The sequence below is a fragment of the Actinomadura keratinilytica genome, assembly GCF_039539665.1.
In the GTDB taxonomy this organism is placed as follows: Bacteria; Actinomycetota; Actinomycetes; order Streptosporangiales; family Streptosporangiaceae; genus Spirillospora; species Spirillospora keratinilytica.
In genome coordinates this window covers 1-2572 of sequence record NZ_BAABDO010000241.1, presented here as the reverse complement: position 1 = coordinate 2572, position 2572 = coordinate 1, and the positions used below count along the sequence as shown (strand labels likewise).

Annotated in this window: 2 protein-coding genes; one reads left to right on the top strand and one right to left on the bottom strand. The window is 78.0% G+C overall.

Annotation, left to right across the window (positions count from 1 at the left end; genetic code table 11):
- Positions 1-53 precede the first annotated feature (53 nt).
- Positions 54-1070, top strand: a complete 1017-nt coding sequence (locus ABD879_RS32430) for a Rieske (2Fe-2S) protein (RefSeq protein WP_378269941.1) — start codon at positions 54-56, stop codon at positions 1068-1070.
- Here ABD879_RS32430 and ABD879_RS32425 read toward each other — a convergent pair.
- Positions 1019-2572: FAD-dependent oxidoreductase (locus ABD879_RS32425; RefSeq protein WP_345025606.1), on the bottom strand; the 1554-nt coding region annotated here is incomplete at its 5' end. The genes ABD879_RS32430 and ABD879_RS32425 overlap by 52 nt on opposite strands.

Below are 2572 nucleotides of genomic sequence, written 5' to 3'. Positions count from 1 at the left end.
CGGCTGCGGACCCGCGCGCCGCGCGGGGGCGGTGCGGCGCCGGAGGTCCCGCGGTGACCGCCCCGCGCCGGCCGCTGTCGCCGCTGCGGCTGCGGCGCCCCGTGCGTTGGCAGGACCAGCGGGCCACCTGGCGCGACGCCAAGCCGTCGATCATCGCGGCGGCGCTGAAACGGGCCGCCGCCCGGCCGTCCGGCAACTGGTACGTGCTGGGCGCCAGCCGGGACATCGGCCGCGGCGGGCGCCCCTACGCGCGGACGGTCGCCGGGCTGGAGGTCATCGCGTGGCGCGGCCGCGACGGGCTGCTGCGAGCGGGCGCCGGCACCTGCCCCCATCTGGGCGCCCCGCTGCGCGACGCCCGCGTCGTGTGCGGTGCGGTCGTGTGCCACTGGCACGGGCTCGCCCTGGACGGGACCCCCTACGCGGGGTGGGAGCCCTACCCCGCCTACGACGACGGCGTGCTGGCCTGGGTGCGGCTGGACGCGGTCGGCGGCGAGCCGCCGCTGGAGCGTCCCGTCGTGCCGGACAGGCCGGAGGCGGCGCGCCGCATCGAGGCGGTGTTCGACGCCGAGGGAGTCTGCGAACCGGAGGACGTGATCGCCAACCGGCTCGACCCCTGGCACGGCGGCTGGCTGCACCCGTACTCGTTCGTCGATCTGACGGTGCGGCGGGCGCCGGCGGAGCGCCCGGGGGACGATCCGGGAGAGGACGACTGCTTCCTCGTGGACGTGTCGTTCAAGGTGGCGGGCCGCGCCGTCGTCCCGGTCCGCGCCCGGTTCACCGCCCCCGGACCCCGCACGGTCGTCATGCGCATCCTCGACGGGGAAGGCCGCACGTCGGCGGTGGAGACGCACGCCACACCGCTCGGGCCGGGCCCGGACGGCGCTCCGCGGACCGCCGTCGTGGAGGCGGTCCTGGCCGTCTCCGACCGGCCGGCGTTCGCGGTCGCCCGCGCGGCGGCGCCGCTGCTGCGCCCCCTGATGCGGCAGGCCGCCGGGCGGCTGTGGCGCGACGACCTCGCCTACGCCGAACGCCGCTGGAAGCTGCGCGCGTCCGGCCGGTTCCCCGGGTGAGACGGGGCCGGCCGGTCCAGGTCGCGTCCGGCGCGGGTCCGCGCGGCCAGGGCGGCCAGCGCGCGCAGCATCCGCGAGCGGCCCGCCCGCGGCACCGTCCACAGCGGCTGCCCCCGGACGCCCCAGCGGGCCAGCAGCGCGTTGGCGGCCAGGAAACCGCTGGTCGCGGCCCGCTCCATCAACGCCACCGGCAGGTCCGTGCGGACCAGGTCGCCCGCCACCACCACGTCCGGGTGCGGTGTGCGCACCGTCGGCCGGTCGCGGTGGCCGCCCGCGGCGAACAGCGGGCAGTCCTCCCGCCACAGGTGCCGGACGTCGACGATCCGCGCGCATCGCGTCTCCGGGTAGACGCGATGCAGCTGGGCCACCAGACGCTCCTGTTCGGCCGGCCGGTCGCAGACCGCGGGCAGCGCGTAGGCGTGCAGTTCGACGACCGAACCGCCGGTGCGCGCGGCCCAGCGCGCCGCCTCGCCCTCCCAGCGGTCCAGCACGCTGACGTTGTCGAGCGTCGCGAAACCGCCCGTGGCCACGAACCCGGGCCGGCGGGCGAGCGGCGGACGGTCCAGCCACAGCCGCGACACCAGGAACGGCGGCGCGGTGCGCAGCCGCTGGACGCGCGCCCGCCACGCCCGGTCGCCCAGATCCGGCGAGCGCGCGACCACGCCGCGCAGCCCGTTGACGTCCAGCGCCAGCACCACCGCGTCGTACCGGCCGAAGTCGCCCTCGGCCACCACGTCGGCGCCGCCGTCGGCCCGCGGCCCGATCCGCTCCACGGGGGTGCCCGTCAGCAGCCGCACCCCCCGCGCGGCCAGGTAGGCGGCCAGCGGGTCCCACAGCGCCTGCGGGAACGGTTCGCGGACGACGTCGAACAGCAGCCCCTCGGCCGACCCGAGGAAGTAGACGTGGAACATCAGCGCCAGCTCGGCGGCCGACAGCCGCTCCGGGTCGGCGAAGAAGCTGCGGGAGAACACCTCGAACGCCAGCCGCCGGGCCGCGTCGGGGAACCCCACCGCGGCCAGGTACCGCGCGGCGCCGGTGCCGTCGAGCCGCTCGTAGACGTCCGGGACGCGCACGTCCAGCAGGGGGCCGGCCGCCGCCAGGTTCAGGCGGGCCAGGTCCCGCCAGCGGAAGCTCGGGCTGAGCGCCACGAAGCCCAGCGCGTTCCACGGCGGCGTCCTCGGCACCCTGGCGAACCGGTCGGACCGGCCGTCGCCGTGCAGGAGCGGATAGTCCGGCAGGCCCGCCAGCATGCCGAGGTCGGCGTCCACCCGGCGCAGCAGCCCGCGCAGGTTGTAGTACTGGCGGAAGAACGCGTGGAACCCGCGGGTCATGGTGGCGCGGGAACCGTCGGCCAGTGTCACCGGCCACCCGGCCAGCCGCCCGCCGAGCGCCGCCTCGCGCTCGTACAGCGTGACCCGCGCGCCGCGTTCGGCGAGCGCGGCCGCGGCGGCCAGACCGGCGATGCCGCCGCCGACGACCGCGACGGCGGGCGCGTCGCCGTC